The sequence below is a fragment of the Micromonospora cremea genome (assembly GCF_900143515.1).
GTDB lineage: Bacteria > Actinomycetota > Actinomycetes > Mycobacteriales > Micromonosporaceae > Micromonospora > Micromonospora cremea.
On the sequence record NZ_FSQT01000002.1, the window covers coordinates 609,868 to 626,475 of the forward strand.

The 16,608-nt window shown below is 69.2% G+C and carries 13 protein-coding genes and 2 tRNA genes; 9 read left to right on the forward strand and 6 right to left on the reverse strand.

Going from position 1 to position 16,608, the window contains the following annotated elements; genetic code table 11:
* Positions 1-421: 421 nt before the first annotated feature.
* Positions 422-1,162, forward strand: coding sequence for a VOC family protein (locus BUS84_RS16110; RefSeq protein WP_074313479.1), 741 nt, complete (start codon positions 422-424; stop codon positions 1,160-1,162).
* A gap of 272 nt (positions 1,163-1,434) precedes the next feature.
* Here the strand turns inward: BUS84_RS16110 and BUS84_RS16115 are convergent, their stop codons facing one another.
* Complete coding sequence (locus BUS84_RS16115) at positions 1,435-2,427, reverse strand: hypothetical protein (RefSeq protein ID WP_244298603.1); 993 nt, start codon at positions 2,425-2,427, stop codon at positions 1,435-1,437.
* An 80-nt stretch (positions 2,428-2,507) separates the two neighbouring features.
* Here BUS84_RS16115 and BUS84_RS39990 point away from each other — a divergent pair, with 80 nt between their 5' ends.
* A complete protein-coding gene (locus BUS84_RS39990; protein WP_244298604.1) occupies positions 2,508-3,059 on the forward strand; it encodes a VOC family protein in 552 nt (183 codons plus the stop codon).
* 683 nt (positions 3,060-3,742) lie between these two features.
* Here the strand turns inward: BUS84_RS39990 and BUS84_RS16125 are convergent.
* Entirely contained in the window at positions 3,743-4,198 is a 456-nt protein-coding gene (locus BUS84_RS16125; RefSeq protein ID WP_074313481.1) for a hypothetical protein, read from the reverse strand.
* A 190-nt stretch (positions 4,199-4,388) separates the two neighbouring features.
* On the opposite strand from BUS84_RS16125, the gene BUS84_RS16130 reads away from it, so the two are divergent.
* The 4 genes from BUS84_RS16130 to BUS84_RS39995 all read left to right on the forward strand — a co-directional run bounded on the left by BUS84_RS16130 (position 4,389) and on the right by BUS84_RS39995 (position 7,144).
* On the forward strand, positions 4,389-4,979 hold the full coding sequence (locus BUS84_RS16130; protein ID WP_208869681.1) for a GIY-YIG nuclease family protein: 591 nt from the start codon (positions 4,389-4,391) through the stop codon (positions 4,977-4,979).
* 223 nt (positions 4,980-5,202) lie between these two features.
* On the forward strand, positions 5,203-5,907 hold the full coding sequence (locus tag BUS84_RS16135; protein WP_074313483.1) for a BTB/POZ domain-containing protein: 705 nt from the start codon (positions 5,203-5,205) through the stop codon (positions 5,905-5,907).
* Between the two features lie 337 nt (positions 5,908-6,244).
* Positions 6,245-6,730 (forward strand): Imm32 family immunity protein, encoded by a 486-nt coding sequence (locus BUS84_RS16140; protein WP_425293486.1) that lies wholly within the window; start codon positions 6,245-6,247, stop codon positions 6,728-6,730.
* 156 nt (positions 6,731-6,886) lie between these two features.
* A complete protein-coding gene (locus BUS84_RS39995; protein WP_244298605.1) occupies positions 6,887-7,144 on the forward strand; it encodes a tyrosine-type recombinase/integrase in 258 nt (85 codons plus the stop codon).
* A gap of 69 nt (positions 7,145-7,213) precedes the next feature.
* On the opposite strand, the gene BUS84_RS16150 is transcribed toward BUS84_RS39995, so the two are convergent.
* The 4 genes from BUS84_RS16150 to BUS84_RS16165 all read right to left on the reverse strand — a co-directional run bounded on the left by BUS84_RS16150 (position 7,214) and on the right by BUS84_RS16165 (position 11,104).
* Positions 7,214-7,290, reverse strand: a tRNA-Ile gene (locus BUS84_RS16150).
* Between the two features lie 141 nt (positions 7,291-7,431).
* Positions 7,432-8,670 carry an FAD-dependent oxidoreductase gene (locus tag BUS84_RS16155; RefSeq protein ID WP_074313487.1) on the reverse strand — a complete coding sequence of 413 codons (1,239 nt, stop codon included), beginning with the start codon at positions 8,668-8,670 and terminating at the stop codon, positions 7,432-7,434.
* Positions 8,660-10,783, reverse strand: a complete 2,124-nt coding sequence (locus BUS84_RS16160; RefSeq protein ID WP_074318846.1) for an MMPL family transporter — start codon at positions 10,781-10,783, stop codon at positions 8,660-8,662. The genes BUS84_RS16155 and BUS84_RS16160 overlap by 11 nt, the downstream gene beginning before the upstream one ends.
* A 248-nt stretch (positions 10,784-11,031) precedes the next feature.
* Positions 11,032-11,104, reverse strand: a tRNA-Asn gene (locus BUS84_RS16165).
* Between the two features lie 293 nt (positions 11,105-11,397).
* On the opposite strand from BUS84_RS16165, the gene BUS84_RS16170 reads away from it, so the two are divergent.
* From BUS84_RS16170 to BUS84_RS16180, 3 genes are all read left to right on the forward strand, one after another.
* Positions 11,398-11,790, forward strand: coding sequence for a hypothetical protein (locus tag BUS84_RS16170; protein ID WP_074313488.1), 393 nt, complete (start codon positions 11,398-11,400; stop codon positions 11,788-11,790).
* A gap of 276 nt (positions 11,791-12,066) precedes the next feature.
* Positions 12,067-15,396, forward strand: coding sequence for a ThuA domain-containing protein (locus BUS84_RS16175; protein ID WP_074313491.1), 3,330 nt, complete (start codon positions 12,067-12,069; stop codon positions 15,394-15,396).
* Positions 15,397-15,490: 94 nt separating this feature from the next.
* The gene (locus tag BUS84_RS16180; protein ID WP_074313493.1) at positions 15,491-16,561 is read left to right on the forward strand and encodes a sugar phosphate isomerase/epimerase family protein; all 1,071 of its coding nucleotides are present in this window, start codon (positions 15,491-15,493) and stop codon (positions 16,559-16,561) included.
* Positions 16,562-16,608 lie beyond the last annotated feature (47 nt).

Here is a 16,608-nt window from a genome sequence, read left to right on the forward strand (position 1 = left end):
GCGGAAACCCCTCTCGGCACCGCTCAGCGTCAGCGGCCGGCTTGGCCTACCGGGGTGAGGACCGAGGCGGGCCACGCTTGCGGCCATATGATCCGTGAGGTGGAGCCAGATCTTCAGGACGAACAGCGACCTTCGCCTCGCACCAAAGGCGTTCATCGTCGATGTCCGGAATGTCGAGGTGTTGCGCGGCTTCCAGGCATGGTGAAAACCACGGGCATGGGTAAGGGAATGGGAAGCGTTTTCGGGCCCTGCCCCACCTGCGACGGTGTCGGCTACCTCGCTGAGGACGACGTAGCGGATTGAGCACGTGCAGAAGGAGCCTCGTCACCGCCGTCGCCACAGAGGTTGAAACGGCGGGACCTCTCGTACGTGCACCGTTAATGACTTTTGCCGTGCCGGGGCAGTGTCTACTGTCTGGTGAATGCGTTCGCGATTGCTGGCAGTGACCTTCGAGGCGCAGGATCCGGCTCGTGCGGCGCAGTTCTGGGCCGCTCTGCTCGGCCGGGAGGTCATCGAGGATGCCGCCGGTGCGCTTCTGCCGGGCGATGACGCCCAGCTCGGTCTTCGGTTCGTTCCGGGCCGCGCGGGCCAACTCGGAGCGAACCGCATGCACCTGCACCTGACCAGCGCCGATCTCGACGAGCAGCAGCACACGGTGGCGATGACGCTGAAGCTTGGTGGCCGCCACCTCGATGTTGGGCAGCGACCAGAGGACGAGCACGTCGTTCTGGCCGACCCTGCGGGCTACGAGTTCTGCGTGATCGAGCCCGGCAACGCCTACCTCGCCGGGTGCGGCTTCCTCGGTGAGCTCACCTGTGACGGCACCCGGGAAGTCGGCCTGTTCTGGAGCAAGGTGCTGGGCTGGCCGCTGGTGTGGGACCAGGACGAGGAGACGGCGATCCAGTCACCGCGCGGCGGCACGAAGGTCGCATGGGCGGGCCCACCCGTGGCCCTGAAGAGGGAGCCGAACCGGCAACGCTTCGAGCTCATCCCGGCCGCTGGCGACCAGCAAGCACCGCTCGACGAGCTGATCTCCCTCGGGGCCACTCGGGTCGAGATCGGTGAGGACGGCACAGTCGTGCTGGCAGATCCCGACGGCAACGAGTTCTGCCTCAGGGGGACTGACCACAGCCCTGCCGGATCGCCCATCCCGCCAGGGTGACCTGCTGCCGGCACGTTTCCTTGCGTCGAGCTGCTCGGCCGCCCTCGGCCCGATGATAGGCCCCGGTCACGCCGCCTCAGGTGTCAGCCATCGCTGCCAGGGCGAACAAGGGTGGCACCGGATCGGCCGCCCGGATCGCGGCAACGACCTGTGCCAGTTGCTGGTAGTCCCCGCCGGCCGCCCCGATGAGGGTGTCCGCATCGGCGTGGTTGCCGAGGTGACACTCGGCGGCGGCCCGCAGGAGAAACGCGACGCTGCACAGATCCGGCGGGTCAATGCCCGGCCGAATCTCGAGAAGCAGCGACCGCGCATGCTCCGGCCGCTGGTTGAGCAGGTGAGCCAGGCTCATGGCGACACGAGCCGACAACATGTGTGGCTGCACGTGAAAGGGCGAGCTGGGCCAGTTCCGAAATCTCCAACACCTCTTTGTGTTCGACCGGCGATCGGTTCACCACTGCGGCGTACAGGTACAACAACCCGAACTGGACGGTAAGCGCCTCGCCGATTGCGGCGGCGGCCACGGGATCGGTGCTGTCGGCGCGAGCCAGCGGTGCGAGCCGCTCCGCGTCGGCAATGAGGTCCGCCGCCGACTGCGCGTGTCCCGTACTCCAGCGCCGTTGGAAGGCAGCGAGCGCGAGTCGTGGGTCGTTGCCGTCGCGAACCGGATCTCCGAGACGGTCGTCGTCAACCTCCCCTCGGGCGATCGTCCGCAACGTCCTGCTCGCCTCCTCCTGGTAGTAGGCCGCGCGTAGCGCGGCGCGGGTGGCTGTGGGCGCCAAGAGCCAGCGAAGCAGGTTGCGGCCGTCACTGCGGGGCGATATCCCGGGAAGGAGATTGACCACCCCGAGCAGCGCCGCAAGGAGCGCTGCGCCGAGCAGTGCGACGCGTGTCCACGCCGTGCTCGTCAACGCGGTTGCGGTAGCGAGCACCGTGGCAGTGCAGAGGTTCGCCATCGGGCCACCGAGGTAGAACAGCACCATCCGTAGCGGCAACGCGGTCGCCGACGGCGCCGGCCGGACCGACACCTCGCTCTGCCACCCGGTAAAGGGTGCGATGCGGACCGCGATGACCGGCAGACGCAGCAGCTTCGCCACGACGAGGGGCCCGCATTCGTGCAGGACGACGTGCACCCACAACGACACGCAGGTGAAGGCGATGGCGGCGATCGCACCCGTCACCGACTCGGTGACGAACAGCGCGAACGCCACCGCCTCCAACACCAGAAGGATGGACGCGGCGACCAGCCGCCGACGGGGGGCGATCACCGGGAGATGGTACGGCCGGACAGGTAGAGCCGGGGTACGGTCCGCACGTCGCACACTGCGACGCCGATCCATCGATCGCGATGCCCAAGACGCTGGACGTGTCGTCCGCGGCCCGGAGCGTCAGTTTGGAAGAACTTGCTCAGCCGACCGTGATGCCTGAAACGCCTGCAGCTGATGGCCACTCCGGTTACGCCTCGTGCCCGCTCGTGCCCGCTGTGCGCCCCGGCTACTGGTCCACGGATCGCCCGCGCCGCGCCTTCGTGGTAAAGAAGACGATGGGGATACGTCTCGGTAGTGTCGTGATCAATTGCGCCGATCTTGAGACCATGACGAAGTTCTGGGCCGCTGCGCTGGATCTCACTCCCGGTCCCGGCAGCGACGATGGCCGCTTTCGGGTATTGCGTGGGCCTCGGGTTAACGTCTCGCTACAGGTCGCGGCCAGTTCGGTCAGCGCCCGCGATCAAATGCACGTCGATCTCTACAGCGACGACCAAGAGGGTGAGGTGCAACGCCTCGTCGGACTCGGTGCCAGTTACGTACGGCACAACGACGATCCGAGGGACGACTACACCGTGCTTGCCGACCCCGAAGGCAACGAATTCTGCGTGTGCACCAGAACAACGCTCGATTGAGGTGGGTAGGCCCTAGGTGGGCAGTGCCTGATCCGATGAGCGGATCTCCTCGTCGGGCAGTCGCCAGACCATCCAGCCTCCCCGGACGGGGACAAGGTGGAGCCCCCTACCGGACGAACGACCTTGGCCCCGTCCGGGGAGGCTGGTAGCCCTCGTGGCGCCCGGCGAGGTGAGCTGCGGGCGGCATCTCTGAGGAGGGCCGGGGTTCGGGGCAGAGCCCCGAGGTCTTCTGGTCCTAGTCGTCCCTCAGCGTGGCCAGCAGGCCCGGCAGATGCCGGCCGGAGGTCGCCAGCAGGCCGGGGCCGGGCCGGCACGGCCCGCTTGCGGGCCGCCTTGACCGGGCGGCGGGTCGTGCGGCTGCGGACTGAGAGCGTTGGTCCGGACCTCGACGCGATTCGTCCGGGTCCCCGACAGCATGGGTGACCAGAGCTTTTGCTTGGTGGGGCGGGCGGGACTCGAACCCGCGACCGAGGGATTACGAGATCAAAATGCCCGACCCGCCGACCTGGGCACATGGGGGTCTACCAGCGGAAATGATCCTCGGCATCTCACGCTGCTCCCCCGCTATCCGTCGACCTCTTGCGGACTAGGTGCGGACCGCTCCGGGTTCGGCCGTCCGGCATCTGCCGGCGCACAGCCGCCACGTGACAGCTCGCGTTCCCGCACTGGCGGCTGCTCATGCCTTACCGGCGTTCAGGCCACGCGCTGTCCCAGCTTGCCCAGATGGCAACCTCGTCAGCCGACTCCAGACCCGTTGCCAACAGCAGCGAGATGACAGCGACCAGGCGGGTGAACACCACAATCGAGGAGCCATGCAGGCCCTCGCCGATGGCCGTGATAACCAGACCCCTAGCAAGGTCGCGGCCTGCGGCATGGAGGGCCTCGGCGTACTCCGGCTCGGTTAGCCCAAGCGTGACTTCATCACACGGAACGAGGAGCGTCACGGGCATTGGATTGAGGTCGAGCTGGACTCCCGGAGAGTCGGTCGCACGCGCCATGAGCAAGCCGTACGAGGACGGGTGCCCCAGGCGGCCCCGGTACTCAACGCCGACGACGCCAGCCTCGGCCGGCATCGGACCGTCGCAGCCAGTCCACCCGGTCAGGCAGGAAAACTCCCGCCGCCGAAACTCCCTGAGCATGGGCCGCACCGTAGCGGACCGCCGTAAGCCTGGCGGCCTTGGGATTAGAAGAAGATCGCGGGCGACTGGTCAGCTTGCACGGACCCTGCTCAGGCCGTCCGCCGTTGTCGGAATGTGTCCGCCGTGGCTGGCAGGCTTGGCTGTACGAATGGCTGTACGGCCAACACAGCGACATCGATGAGGAGCGCCGGTGATCCCTGAGGAAGCGTTGCTCCGTCCGTCTCGGCTCTATCGGGTTGAGGAGATTCGTGGGCGGGACTGCCCGATACCTGCGGCTCCGGGTGTCTACGCCTGGTACTTCACGTCTCCGCCATCGCTGGTACCTGTGGCCGGATGCCACACGCAGGACGGGGCGGTGCTGCTTTACGTGGGCATCTCACCGAAGGCACCCCCGGGCAACGGGCGCCCTCCGAGCCGGCAGACCATCCGTAGCCGGATCCGCTATCACTACCGAGGCAACGCGGCCGGGTCGACGCTACGCCTGACGCTTGGGACGCTCCTTGCCGACGAGCTCGGAATCGGCTTGAGGCGGGTCGGTAGCGGCATGCGGCTGACGTTCGGCCGAGAGGGTGAGAAGCGGCTCACCGCATGGATGGCAGAGAACGCCCAGGTCGTGTGGGTTGCGACCGATCAGCCGTGGAAGCTTGAGGAGGAGCTGATCCGATCCTGCGTGCTCCCGCTCAACCTCGATCAGAACCGGCATGGCTCATTCCACGGCCAGCTCTCCGCGCTCCGTGCCGGACAACGGGCGCAGGCTCGGTTGCTTCCGGTGGAGCGATGACCGGTGCCTCGGCTGAGCCAGGGGCAGCTCGGGAGCCTCAGATTGGAAGAGCGTGCTCAAGTGGTCGTGATGCCCGAAACGCCTGCGGGCGGGGGCAGAGTCCGGTACCGCTCGTGCCCCCTCATGACCGCTGGGCACCACGGTTACTGGCCCGTGGCTGGCCCGTCACGGACACCGGCTTGCTCAGAGGGCGACTGTCAGCGACCTGTGCCAAAATCGGCCGATGCACAAGATCCCAGGGTATGAAAACGACCCCTTGGTCGATGGGGCGTATCTGGTAGACGAGCCACTTTTCTGGGCGACCCACTTGTTGCAATACACCAACGGCGTCGAAGAGCCGCTGTGCGCGGGATTCGGCGTCAGCGAGGCCGACCTGTGGCAGTTCTACAAACGGGTCAGCGATGAGCATCAGTGGCTAGTGCTGTCAGTCCCGCTCTCTGCGGGGCACCTGCTCCATGTCGTCTACCGCAACTTTCCCGAGGACAACGGGTACGACTACCTGCTGCACCATCCCGAGTGGGATTCGACAGTTCCCTTGGCAACTGTCGAAGGTTGCTTCAGGGGACCTGGGCTGTGCTGGCCGGAGTTGCTCGCCGTTGCGCATAAGGCGGCCGAAGCCGGATCAGCCCCGCGCCTTGACCCCCACGCCTTCCTTTTGTTGTTGCCGATCATGAGCGACGCGGAACTCCCCTTGGACGCGGACGATGTCCTCGCTGCGATGTTGACCGCCTGCGGCGCAGCTGGAGATACCAGGGCGCTGGCCCGCACCCTCCTTGAGGAGCAGGGCTGCTGGGGTCCGCAAAACTGGACTTTGACCCCGGGCGGGCGGATCAGCGAGTTTAGGCACGCGTTCCGCCGCCCAGGGGCTATGTCGCCAGACGCGTTAGCTCAGATCAGCTCACTACTCAGGTCCGATGGTGACGCTTGACAACCGCGCTGCTGCGGCGGATCTCCTCGTCGGGCAGTCGTAGACCGTCCAGCCTCCCCGGACGGGGACAAGGTGGAGCGCCTCACCAGCCGAACGACCTTGGCCCCGTCCGGGGAGGCTGGTAGCCCTGGTGGTGCCCGGCGAGGTGATCCGCTCCTGGCTGATCTCTGAGGAGGGCCGGGGTTCGGGGCGGAGCCCCGAGGTCTTCAGGGGCTTGTCGTCCCAAGCGTGGCCGGCCGGCGCGGCCCGCTTTGCCGGCCGCCTTGATCTGATAGAGCGCAATTCGGCAGTGCGCGCCGTGCCAGCGGTGTCCCGCCACGGGAGATGCTTGACGCTCGTGTCCCACCTGATGCCCGACATGATCCTCAAGGCGCTCGCGGAGGCCTTCACCGTGGGCGACGGTAGGGGCCGCGCGGTAAGGGACAATGCGCCGATGGACGACTACCGACGCTGCCGTCTCTCCGTCAGCGACGACGAGCTGGAGCTTGCCGGCTCGCCGGCTGCGCTCCGCGCCCTCAGCCGGCTGCTACGCCATCATGCTGAGCCCTTTGAGGTGGCGGTCACCGACGGGGCCGTCAGTCAAGAGGCGACCGCAGGCCCGCTGCTTGTCAGTCTGCAACGCGGGACCAAGCTGCATTTCTCCGGCGGGCGTGAGTATCTCGACATCATCTGGGACGCGCTCGATGGTGTGGCTGAGCAAGCCGAGACCGCCGATGACCGGACAGTCCACCGGCATCAGCACATCGAGTACTTTCCTGGCGACGACTACCGGTCGCCGGACTCAGTCCCATTGGTCATCGTGTCCGACTGGCCAGAAGCGTAGGTGCACGACTGTCCCGCGGTGGCACCGACTGCAACCAGGGCAAATGAGCAACCAAGGCCGACTTTCGCGCATGTGCTGGGACTGATCTGTCAAGCATCATCAAATGGGACTAGGCAGCGCCGTGCCAGCGGGTCGTGCAGAGCTTGGGTACGACCGGTGAGGGCAGCATGTCGGCCTACTTGCGATCGCGCTGCGCAGTGGATCGGCCTCGCCGGCCTGACACCGCACGAGCTGCGGCACACGGCGGCCAGTCTGGCGGTGGCCGAGGGCGCCAACGTGAAGGCGGTGCAGAGGATGCTCGGGCACGCCTCGGCGGCGATGACGCTGGACGTGTACGCGGACCTGTTCGAGGACGACCTGGATCAGGTGGCGGGCCGCCTTGACCGGGCGGCGGGTCGTGCGGCTGCGGACTGAGAGCGTTGGTCCGGACCTCGACGCGATTCGTCCGGGTCCCCGACAGCATGGGTGACCAGGGATTTTGTGTGGTGGGGCGGGCGGGACTCGAACCCGCGACCGAGGGATTATGAGTCCCCTGCTCTAACCGGCTGAGCTACCGCCCCGACACCGCGCCGGATCTTATCCCGCCCGGCCGTCGGCGGCCAGCACCGAGCCGGCCGGCGCCCACGCCAGCAGCAGCACGATGGGCAACAGGAATATAACAGCGCGCTGCCGCCCGCCCGGGGACGCCGGGCAGCGGCCCGTCACCCGGCACGCAGCTCCGCCAGCACCGCCCCGGCGGCACGCCAGCCGCTGGTCAGCGCGCCCTGGATCGATGGGCTGTCGCGGTGGTCACCGGCCACGAACAGCCCCTCCCCCAGCGCGACCGGCTTGCGCAGCCGCCCCTGCGGGGGCGGCGCGGCGGGTAGCGCGTCCGGGACGGCCACGGTGGTGAGGTGGGTCCAGTCGGCGGTGGACCGGCCGTACAGCCGGGTCAACTCGGCCCGTACAGCCGGCTCGGGTGGGGCCATCGGGCCGACCACCGAGGTGGCCACCAGGTGCCGTCCGGCCGGCGCGTACGTCGGGGCGGCGTTGCTAAGCACCACGGTGTTGGCGACGGTTTCGCGCCGGTCCCCGTCGACGAGCAGGATCGGCTCGGTCAGCGGCGGCTCGGGCGCGCTGTGGTAGTAGGTGGTGTAGCTGTGCATCCGTACCGTCGCCAGGGCCGGCAGCAGCGCGGCCGCGGCGGGCGGGTCGACGGCGACCACGACGGCCCGGCAGCGGATGTCGCCGGCCTGGGTGCGAACCCGGCGGGGGCCGACCTCGGCGACCGGGGTGTCCAGCGCGATCAGGTCGGCCGGCAGCGGGTCGGCGACCGCCCGGGGCAGCGCGGCCATCCCCTCGGCGGGCAGCCCGATCCGGCCACGGGCGAAGGAACGCAGCACCATCGCCAGCACGTGGCTGGAGGTCGCCAGCTCCCGGTCGATGAGCACACCGGACAGGAACGGCCGCAGCAGCTCCTCGATGAACGCGTCGGAGAGGCCGGCCCGGCGCAGCGCCATCTCGGCGCTGGTTTCCGGCGCGCTGAGCAGCCGGGACGCGGGCAGCGTGGCGCAGCCGGTGGCGAGCGCGGCGAAGCGCAGCCGGTCCAGCAGGGAGCCGACTCCGGCCAGCGCGGTGCGCGGCCCGCCGGTCGGCTCGCGCAGTGGGTTGACCAGCCGCAGTAGCTCGTCGCCCTTGCGCACCAGCACTCCGGAGGTGAAGTACCCGAGGTCGAGCCGGTCGGTGTCCAGCAGCGTGCCGAGCCGGGGGTAGGCGGTGTTGAGCACCTGGAAGCCGCGGTCGATCAGGTAGCCGTCGACGGCGTCGGTGGCGATCCGGCCGCCGAGCCGGCTGCCTGCCTCCAGCAGCCGCCAGGGCACGCCGGCGCGGTGCAGCCGGCGGGCGGCGGCGAGGCCGGCCAGGCCACCGCCGACGATGACGACGTCGGTCTCAGCGAGCATGGCGGGCCTCCCGCTCACCGTTGGCCCGGGACAACCGGCCCGGCCACCAGACCTTCGGCCCGATGTCGTACGCGAGCGCGGGCACCAGCAGCGACCGGACGATGATGGTGTCGATGAGCACCCCGACCGCGACCGCGGTGCCCAGCTCGACCAGCACCACCAGCGGCAGGACGGCCAGCGCGGAGAAGGTCGCCGCGAGCACGATGCCGGCGGAGGTGATCACCCCGCCGGTGACGGCGAGGCCGGCCAGCACCCCGGCCCGGGTGCCACGCTTGACGGACTCCTCCCGGACCCGGCTCATCAGGAAGATGTTGTAGTCGATGCCGAGTGCGACCAGGAAGACGAACGCGAACAGCGGGAACGACGCGTCCACCCCGGGGAAGTCGAAGGCGTGGCGGAACAGCAGCGCGCAGAGGCCGAGGGTGGCCGCGAAGCTGAGCAGCACGGTGGCGATCAGCAGCACCGGTGCCAGGAGTGCGCGCAGCAGCAGGGCCAGGATGACCGCGATGACCACGAGCACCACCGGAATGATGACGTTCTGGTCGCGCCGGGCGGCGTCGGAGGTGTCCACGTTGATCGCGGTGAAGCCGCCGACCACCGCGTCCGCGCCGGGCACCTGGTGTACGGCCACCCGCAGCTCCCGGATGGTCCGCTCGGCGCCGTCGCTGTCCGGTGGGTCGGCGAGGGTCGCCTCCAGTTGGATCCGCCCGTCGACGACCTTCGGCGCGGCGTTCTCCTCGGGTGGGCCGGCCTGCCGGCCGGCGCTGACCGGGCGGACCGCGGCGACGCCGGGCACGCCCTGCGCCACCTGGGCCACCTGCCGGCCGGTCTGCTCGGTGGCGAAGATGGTGGCCGGGCTGCCGGTGCCGCCCGGGTAGTGCCGGGCGATGACCTCCTGGCCGTCGACCGAGTCGGTGCGCTGGGTGAACAGGTCGGACTGGCCGAGGGTGGTGACGCCGAGCTGGGTGAGGCCGAGCGTGAGGATGGCCAGCACGACCGCCGTGCTGAGCCAGACCGGTCGGGCGTGCCGGGCCACGAAGCCGGCGATCCGGCTCCAGATGCCGTGCTCGGCCTGCGGGTCGGCCTGGTCGACCCGGGGCCGCCGCGGCCAGAACGCCCACCGACCGCCGAGCAGCAGCAGCGCGGGCAGGAAGGTGAGCATCACCAGCAGGGTGGCGGCGATGCCGATGGCGGCGACCGGGCCGAGCGCCCGGTTGGAGTTGAGGCTCGACAGCAGCAGGCAGAGCAGGCTGACGATGACCGTGCCACCGGAGGCGATGATGGCCGGGGCGGCGCCCTTCCACGCCGTACGCATGGCGTCCCAGGCGCGGTCGTGCCGGTGCAGCTCCTCCCGGTAGCGGGCGATGAGCAGCAGCGCGTAGTCGGTGCCGGCGCCGAAGACCAGCACGGTGAGGATGCCCTGGGCCTGCCCGTTGAGTTTGAGCACGTCGGCGTCGGCGAGCAGGTAGACGAAGACCGAGGCCAGCGCGTACGACATCCCGGCGGCCAGCAGCGGGAAGACCCAGAGCACCGGGCTGCGGTAGACGATCAGCAGGATCACCAGGACCACGACCAGGGTGACCAGCAGCAGTGGCCCGTCGATGGCGGAGAAGACCTCGATCAGGTCGGCGAGCAGACCGGCCGGTCCGGCGACGTCGACGGTGAGCCCGTCCCGGTTCCCGCCGGCGATGTCGCGCAGGTGCTCGACGACCGAGCCGATCTCCTCCCCCTCGGCGTCGTCCACCGGCACGACGACCTGGAGTGCCTGGCCGTCGTCGCTGGGGATCGGCGGGGGGAGCGGGTTGACCACGCCGGGCACCTGGCCGAAACGGGCGGCGTCGGCGCTCACGCGCTGCCGGTCCGCGTCCGTGATGCCCGAGGTCCGTTCGTAGACGACCAGCGCCGGAATGGTCTGCCGGTCGACGAACTCGGCGGCGAGGTCCTGCGCGCGGGTCGCCTCGGCGTCGGTGGGCAGGAAGGCGGCGTTGTCGTTGGTGGCGACCTCGCCGAGGCGCCCGGAGTACGGCCCGGTCACGCCCCCGATCACCAGCCAGGCCAGCACGACCGCCACCGCGATCAGGGTGGCCCGGCCGTGGCCCCCTCGTCCGGACATCCGCATTCACCCCAAGGATCGACGCACCAATCGACGCAGCGGGAGTCTAAGTCGACAGCGACCATCCTGCCGGGCGAGCGGGCCGCGGAAGCCCCAAACCGGTCAGTCCGGATGAATCATGGAGTTATGGTGCCGGGACAAAGGGCACGAATATGGTTTATGCGGGCACCACGACTCCACGATCCTGGGTTGGCCACCAACACGAAGACGCCCGTCGGCGTGTTGCCGACGGGCGCTGGGCGGAGAAGCTCCCCCGATTGGACTCGAACCAATAACCTGCCGGTTAACAGCCGGCTGCTCTGCCAATTGAGCTACAGGGGACCGTGCATCGCCCGACCCGGGATCTCCCCGACGCCGTGCGACGGGACAAGAGTACAGGACATCCCGGGGTGGTGGTCCAGTGGGTTGGGCCTCCCGCCTTCCATGATCCAGATGCCCAGGTCAGCAGCGCGGCCCATCGATAATCGGGGCAAATCGTCATCCGGGCACAAGCAGGTATGAGCGGAGAGCAGGATGGGTAGTTAGCTGCGGACAGAGGACGCAGGCGCGAATTGGTCGCTCCCGACGGGGCAGCCCGCCGGGGCGACGGCGCGTCAGGTACGGAAGGAGCCGCCATGCGCGGAAAGATCATGTTTCTTGGCGGGCTGGCTGCGGGCTTCGTCCTGGGCGCCCGTGCCGGCCGGGAGAAGTACGAAGAGCTGGTCGTCCGAGGCCGCAAGGTGCTCGACCACCCGACCGTCCAGGAGGCGGCCGGGGTCGCGCAGGCCCAGGCCAACCGGCTCTACAGCGAGGGAAAGGACAAGCTCGGCCAGACCAAGCTGGGCGAAAAGCTGGGCACGGGCAACGGCAGCACCGGCAAGCAGGAGCTGACCGCCGCCGACGACGCGTTCGCCGGCACGCCCGCCACGGTCGGCGCCAAGTCGGGCTCCGGCACGATCTCCGGGTCGCCGTCGGCCACCCCCCGCCCCAAGCCGTCCGGCTCGGGCACCAACGCCAGCACCCTGTAGACGCACACCCGAAGGGCCCGGCCGCCACTGTGGCGGCCGGGCCCGTTCGCGTCTGCGCATGTCAGGGCGGCACACGGCCCCCACTGGGGGACTTTCTCCGATATGGAGCAAAAGTTCGACCAGTTCATCGAAAACTTCTGCTTCCAACCTCTTCTCTTTAGTGCCGGCCGCAAATATCGTCCTGCCTAGAACCTGGCCAGGCTCTTGGTACTTCCCGCGACCTCCTCAGCGACGTACCGACGCTGAGGCGGACCCGCCCGACCAGAGCGAGGTTCGATGCGTAGACCAATCGGCCGAAGAGTCGCCACCTATCTCAGCCTTCTCACCCTCGTCGGCGCGACGCTCGTCGCGACCGAACCACAACGGGCCACACCGGCGCAGGCCGCGCCTGCGGCCGAGAGCAACGGCATCCAGTACAAGGTTCTCGTCTTCACCCGGTCGGCCGCCAACAACCACGCGACCACCGACGCCGGAGTCGAGGCGATCCGCCGACTCGCCAACGACCGGCGCTTCACGGTCGAGGTGACCGACGACGCCCGGAAGTTCGACGAGCCGCACCTGAAGCAGTTCCGTGCGGTGGTCTTCCTGAACACCTCCGGCGACGTGCTGACCGACCGCCAGCAGGCCGCGTTCGAGCAGTACTACCGCGACGGCGGCGGCTTCGTCGGTGTGCACTCCGCGATCGAGGCCGAGCCAGGCTGGGCCTTCCTCGACAACGTGCTCGGCACCCGGGCCGTCGGCGCCCCCGCGCCGGCCAGCCCCGCCACAGTGACCGTCGCCGACCGGGTGCACCCGGCGTCCGCACCGCTGCCGGAGCGGTGGACCACGACCGACCGGTGGTACAACTTCGCGGCCAACGTCCGGGGCGTCTCACACGTCCTGGCCACGGTGGACGAGAAGACGTACTCCGGCGGCACCATGGGCATCGACCACCCGGTCACCTGGTGCAAGGACTACCAGGGCGGCCGGTCCTTCTACACCGGACTCGGCGCCACCCCGGAGAGCTTCTCCGGCGCCGACCTACGCGCCCACCTCGCCGGGGCGATCCAGTGGGCGTCCGGCGCCACCGACGGCGACTGCGGCGCGACCGTGCTGGCCAACTACCAGATGGAGGTCATCGGCGCGCAGCCCAACGTCAACGAGCCGATCGGCTTCGACGTGCTGCCCGACGGCCGGGTAATCCAGACCGACCGCCGCGGTGGCGTACGGCTGCACGACCCGGAGACCAACACGACCATTGTGCTCGCCCAGATCCCGGTCTACACGCACAGCGAGGACGGGATGTACGGGCCGGCGGTCGACCGGGATTTCGCCACCAACCGGTGGGTCTACCTCTACTACGCCCCGCCGTTAGGCACTCCGGCCGGCGGCGCGCCCACCACCAGCACCGACCCGGCAGCCTGGGACCAGTGGAAGGGCTACTTCCAGCTCTCCCGCTTCAAGTTCGTCGACGGCGAAACCCCATCGCTGGACGTCGCCTCGGAGCAGAAGATTCTCCAGGTGCCGGTGGACCGGGGCGCCTGCTGCCACGTGGCCGGTGACATCGCGTTCGACTCGAAGAACAACCTCTGGCTGGTCACCGGGGACGACACCCCGGCCGGCGGCGGCGGGTCAGGCGGCTTCTCCCCGCACAACGACTCGGTCAGCGCCACCGGCGTCTACCAGGCGCCGTTCGTGGACGCCCGGCGCAGCGCCGCCAACACCAACGACCTGCGCGGCAAGATCCTGCGCATCGCGGTGGGAGCCGACGGCAGCTACACCGCTCCCGAGGGGAACATGTTCCCCGAGGCGCAGGACCCGGGCGACAAGACCCGCCCGGAGATCTACGCGATGGGCTTCCGGAACCCGTTCCGGATCACCCTTGACAAGAACGACGTCGCCTACATCACCGACTACTCCCCCGACTCGTCGACGGCGGCGGTGGGACGGGGTCCGGCGGGGACCGGCCGGATGATGGTGGTGGACAAGCCGGCGAACTACGGCTGGCCGATGTGCGTGCAGCCAAACCTGCCGTACATCGAGATGAACTGGACCACCAACCCGATCTCTCCGGTTGCGCCCTTCGACTGCGCGGCGCCGCGCAACACCTCCCGGCACAACACCGGCCTGACCGACCTGCCAACGGTGCAGAAGTCGGAGCTCTGGTACTCGTTCCAGGCACCGACCCCGTGCCCGGAGTCCTACCTGTCCACCCCGACGCAGACCTGCCCGGTGCTCTTCCCCGAGCTGGGCACCGGCGGCGTCGGACCGCACGGCGCGGCGCGCTACGACTACGACTCGGAGCTGAGGTCGGAGACGAAGTTTCCCGCGTACTTCGATGGCGCGATCTTCTTCGGCGAGTTCACCCGGGACACGCTCAAGGAGATCCGGCTGGACGGCCAGGGCGACATCCTGAAAATCAACAACGTGTTGAACTGCGGTCAGGCGCCCACCACCCCGGCCAAGCCGTTCCTCTGCGACAACCCGATGGACATGAAGTGGGGTCCCGACGGCAGCTTCTACCTGCTGACGTACGGCGACGGGTTCTTCAACGTCAACCCCGACGCGGCCATGCTGAAGTTCAGCTACGTCAAGGGCCTGCGGGCGCCGAACGCCGTGCTCACGGCCGACCGGACCAACGGCACCGCGCCGCTGACCGTCGCGTTCAGCAGCGAGGGGTCAAAGGACCCGGATCCGGCGGACTCCATCTCGTTCGCCTGGGACTTCGACGGCAACGGCACGACCGACTCCGTCGACCCGAACCCGACGCACACCTACACCGCCAACGGCGTCTACACCGCGCGGTTGACGGTGACCGACTCCAGCGGCAAGACCGCGTCGGCCAACACCACCATCACGGTCGGCAACACCGCCCCGACGGTGACCGTCACCACCCCGGTGGAAGGCGGCTTCTTCAGCTGGGGTGACGACATCCCGTGGTTGGTGACGGTCACCGACCCCGAGGACGGGCCGGTCGACTGCGCCAAGGTCGAGGTGACCTTCGTCCTCGGCCACGACAGCCACGGCCACGGTGAGGCCAACCAGTTCGGCTGCTCGGGCGTCCTGCCCACGGACCCTGACGACGCGTCGCACGGGGGCTACATCTACGGCGTGGTCAGCGCCTCCTACACCGACAAGGGGGCGAACGGGCAGCCGGCACTGACCACGGTGGACCAGCAGATCGTCCAGGCCAAGCGGCAGGAGGTCGAGTTCGCCACGAACGAGTCCGGCACCACCCTCGGCGCGAGTTCCGACACGGGTGGCGGGCAGCAGCGCGGCAGCCTCGACCCGGGCGACTGGATCGCGGTGAACAACGGCGTGAACCTGCGGAACATGCAGTCGGTCACGCTGCGCACCTCCGGCGGCAGCGCGGGCACCGCCGGGCAGCCCCGGTTCGGCGTCCAGCTGCGGCTCGACTCGCCCACCGGCCCGGTGCTGACCACCGCCGTGGTCAACGCGACCGGCGGCAACAACGCCTTCACCAGCACCACCGTGCCGGTCACCGACCCGGGCGGCACGCACCGGCTCTACCTCGTGTTCACCACCGTCCCGGGCGGTCCGACCAGCGGTCTCGGCAACCTGAACTGGGTCGAGTTCACCGGTCAGGGCATCGGCGTCGCGCCGTAGCGACCGCCACGGCCGGGGTCGCCGCCAGCGGCCCCGGCCCACCGCTCCACCCGTCACCCACACCGAGAACACGTACCAAGGAAGGCAGCAGCAGATGAACGACAGTCAGCACGGAATGAGCCGTCGCCGGATGCTCGGCGCCCTGGCCGGCGTCGCCGGCGCGGCAGCGGTCGGAGCCACCGGCCTGGCCTCCCCGGCCCTCGCCGGCAACGGCCTGCTGGTCCCAACCGGCAAGCGCGGCATCATCCTCTACAGCGTCCGGGACCGGATCAGCGCCGTCCCGGACGCCACCGAGGTGCCCTACGGCTTCGAGCGGGTGCTCGGTCGGCTCGCCGAGATCGGCTACAAGGAGGTGGAGTTCGCCGGCTACACGCAGCACAGCTCCATCCTGGGCCGGCAGATCACCCCCGAGGAGATCCGCAAGATCCTTGACGACAACGGGCTGCGCGCCAACGGCTCGCACGCCTCGGTGCCAGGCACCGTCAACCCGACCACCATCGCGCAGTTCGAGCAGCAGCTGGACATCGCTGAGACGCTGGGCATGACCCACATCGGCACCGGCAACGACCCGACCGGCAGCAACTACAAGGCCGACTGGGACGCCGCCGTCGACCGGTGGAACACCTTCGGCGAGATGGCCGCCGCTCGGGGGCTGAAGCTCTACACGCACAACCACGACGCGGCGTACAACTTCCTGCTCGACAGCGGGCCGCTGGACGCCCAGGGCCGGCCGACCCGGTCGTCGGGGGTGCGGAAGCTGGAGTACTTCATCGGGCTGACCAACCCGGAGTGGGTCTGGTTCGAGATGGACATCTACTGGGCGCACGTGGCCCAGCACCGGTTCCGCAGCTACACCGACCCGGACGGGGTGACCCAGACCAGGATCTTCGACCCGCTGGCCGTGGTCGCGGCCCAGCCGATCCGGTTCCCGCTGTTCCACGCGAAGGACGGCACGTACAACCCGGCCAGCGCGGCCGGGTACGAGATGGTGCCGCTCGGCGAGGGTGACATCGACTACGGGAACTTCTTCGCCAACATGGGCGCGAAGGGTTATCACAACCCGATGTGGGAGCAGGACAACGCACCGGGCGGCGCCGCCGACCCGGGCCGCTCGCTGCGGTTCGCGGAGATCAGCTACCAGCACATGTCGGGTCTGCGGGGCTGACCGACCCGACACGCACGCCCGGGGCCGCATCCGTCATCGGATGCGGC

What these genes read in the sequence shown, in the direction of transcription:
- BUS84_RS16170 (WP_074313488.1), top strand. Translation starts at nt 11,398, where the DNA reads ATGCGCGGAAAGATCATGTTTCTTGGCGGGCTGGCTGCGGGCTTCGTC.
- BUS84_RS16175 (WP_074313491.1), top strand. Translation starts at nt 12,067, where the DNA reads ATGCGTAGACCAATCGGCCGAAGAGTCGCCACCTATCTCAGCCTTCTC.
- BUS84_RS39990 (WP_244298604.1), top strand. Translation starts at nt 2,508, where the DNA reads ATGCCCAAGACGCTGGACGTGTCGTCCGCGGCCCGGAGCGTCAGTTTG.
- BUS84_RS16110 (WP_074313479.1), top strand. Translation starts at nt 422, where the DNA reads ATGCGTTCGCGATTGCTGGCAGTGACCTTCGAGGCGCAGGATCCGGCT.
- BUS84_RS16155 (WP_074313487.1), bottom strand. Translation starts at nt 8,670, where the DNA reads ATGCTCGCTGAGACCGACGTCGTCATCGTCGGCGGTGGCCTGGCCGGC.
- BUS84_RS16160 (WP_074318846.1), bottom strand. Translation starts at nt 10,783, where the DNA reads ATGTCCGGACGAGGGGGCCACGGCCGGGCCACCCTGATCGCGGTGGCG.
- BUS84_RS16135 (WP_074313483.1), top strand. Translation starts at nt 5,203, where the DNA reads ATGCACAAGATCCCAGGGTATGAAAACGACCCCTTGGTCGATGGGGCG.
- BUS84_RS16125 (WP_074313481.1), bottom strand. Translation starts at nt 4,198, where the DNA reads ATGCTCAGGGAGTTTCGGCGGCGGGAGTTTTCCTGCCTGACCGGGTGG.
- BUS84_RS16180 (WP_074313493.1), top strand. Translation starts at nt 15,491, where the DNA reads ATGAACGACAGTCAGCACGGAATGAGCCGTCGCCGGATGCTCGGCGCC.